We start from the raw sequence: 2,712 nt of genomic DNA, 5'->3' as shown, positions 1-2,712 counted from the left end.
GATCTCTACCAGATCGAGATCATTCCTGATTTACCCGTTACGATTAAAATTACGCAACCCAAACAGCATACCACGATTGATATCGGTCAGCCGCAAAAGATTAACCTGAACGTATCACTTACAGATGACTATGGCATCAACGACGCCTATATATCGGCAACCATGGCCAGTGGTAAAGGTGAAGGGGTGAGTTTCACCGAGAAAAAACTATCGTTTAATACTGGGTTTGATAATAAAAAGAACCTCACGTTAAGTAAACAGATCGACTTAAAAAGCCTTGGCATGAAACCAGGTGATGAACTTTACTTTTTCATCAAAGCGATGGATAACCATGGTCAATCGAGCCGTTCGGATGTCTATTTCGTTTCGATTGTAGATACTGCCGAATTAATGAGTTTAGCAGGAATGACCAATGGCGTTAACCTGGTTCCAGAATATTTCAGGAGCGAAAGGCAGATCATTATCGATACCGAGAAACTGTTGAAGGAACAATCGACATTGCCTCCTGCAACTTTTAAAACCAGAAGCAATGATCTAGGTATCGACCAAAAGCTGTTGCGGTTGCGTTACGGACAGTTTTTGGGAGAAGAAAACGAAACTGAAATCGGCGGCGATCATGATGATCACGATGAACATGCGGAACATAAGAGTGAGGGCGAAAAGTTTGGTGATGTGAGCAGCATAATGGACAAATATGCCCACAAACATGATATCGCAGAAGACGCTACCTTCTTCGAACCAGAAATGAAGGCACAGCTAAAGGCCGTTTTAACTGAAATGTGGAATGCCGAACTCCGTTTAAGAACTTATAAACCCCAGGAAGCATTACCTTACGAATATAAAGCGCTGAGGTTACTGAAAGATCTGCAACAAAAATCGCGGGCTTATGTGGCTAAAACTACCGTAAAAACGGCAGCATTAAAACCTGAGAAACGTTTAACCGGGGAACTGGATAAGATTACACAGCCGGTTCAGAAAATGTCGTTTGAGCAAAAAGAAAAAAGAACGGCCTTTTTAAAAGCAGCGCTCGCCTTACTGGAGAGCAGAAAAACAGGAAAAAAGTTCATCGAACAAGATCAATTCTTACTTGGCGAAACTGAGAAATACATGATCGGAGCCGCAGCCGATCATCCTTCTACCTATTTAAATGCCTTAAGCAGTTTAAGAAAATTAAGCACAGGCAATAAACTGATAATGAGCGATATTGATCTGGTTCAACAGGCTATACAAAAAATGATCAATACCGAAGCAGCAAAACCGCAGACACAAAGTACTGCCCCAGCTTCTGCATTGTATCAAAGCTATTTTAACAACCTCAACAAAACCGGCAAGTAGATATGGAATTTAAATACATCGCTATTCTGGTTAGCTTGGTTTTATTGGCCTTTTTGCTCTACAAAGAGGTAACCCGGACAAATCGAGCGCGATTGGTATGGCGAATTTTAGCGAATATCGTTGCCGTGGGCTGTTTTATTCTGTTAATTGTACCGATCAGATACGAAACACATGTAAAACAAAATCCTGATGAAATTATTTTACTCACCGACGGCACAAACACCGATTCTATTGCAAAACTAAAGGAAAAAAAATATACATTTCCATCAGTAAATTTAAAAAATACGAAGGTCACAACTCTTTCCAATCTCTCTTACTTCTTAAAATCGAATCCAAATATCAGGAAACTGAATATTTACGGTTATGGCTTAAGTGCAGCTGAACTGAAAAACCTCAAAGGATACCAGATCACCTTTCACCCTTCGGCAAATCCTGGCGGGATCATTTCTGCCAACTGGCCGGCGAAATTAAAAACCAGTGAACCGCTTCAAGTTCAGGGAACTTATCAAAACTCAGGGAGCGAAACGGTTAAACTTTTGTTCAAAGGTTTAGGTAAATCAGTAGATTCGATCGCTATCGAGGCAAAATCGAATAAATCCTTTTCATTTAAAACGAATCCTAAACAAACAGGAAAAGCCATTTACGAATTAATTGCGCTGCAAAAAAACGATACCCTGGCCAAAGAATCCGTGCCGGTTCAGGTTAGCGATCAGACACCCATGAAAGTGCTGATTTTAGCTTCTTTTCCCGACTTCGAATATAAATTTCTAAAAAATTGGCTGTACGAAAATCAATATCCATTGGCTTTCAGAAGTCAGATCAGTAAAAACAAATTTGCTTTCGATTTCCTTAACATAGATAGCATAAACCTTAATCAGATCAATCCATCATCCTTAAAAAAATTCGACATCCTGATTATTGATGAAGAAGAATTAGCAGCTATTAGCCCCAACGAAAGGTCATCAATAAATCTTGCGGTTAATAACGGAATGGGCTTATTGATCAGGGTTGCAAATACAAAAGCTTTGACAACGCTTAGTGGTAAATTTGGCCGTTTTGAATCTCCTGTTTTAAAAGGTAAACCATTAAATTTAATCGTAATAGAAGATCATCACAAATTTAATCCGTTACCACTTGAACAAGCTGTATTTTTAAGGGCTAACCAAACTGATCAGCCCATTGTTGCCGATACCAGCGGTAAAACAGTGGTTAATAGTAGCATCGGCGGTTATGGCAAAGTATTAGTCTCTACGCTTTCCGCCACATACAATTGGTTACTTTCAGGGCAAAAAACTGATTATGCAACCTATTGGTCTAAACTTTTGGCCAATGCAGCAAGGAAAAGAAACGATATTCAGTCTGTAAACATCATTCCTC

2 protein-coding genes are annotated in these 2,712 nt (G+C 39.6%); both read left to right on the top strand.

The window, feature by feature from the left end; translation table 11 throughout:
- Window positions 1–1,335: hypothetical protein (locus AC1DPQ_RS23850; protein WP_477611083.1), on the top strand; the 1,335-nt coding region annotated here is incomplete at its 5' end.
- 2 nt (window positions 1,336–1,337) lie between these two features.
- A partial coding sequence (locus AC1DPQ_RS23845; protein WP_477611082.1) for a hypothetical protein occupies window positions 1,338–2,712 on the top strand: 1,375 nt, incomplete at its 3' end.

This window comes from Pedobacter sp. 01T416_2, from assembly GCF_056398925.1.
The sequence above is the reverse complement of the archived record's forward strand: the minus strand, read 5'-3'. Positions and strand labels throughout refer to the sequence as shown.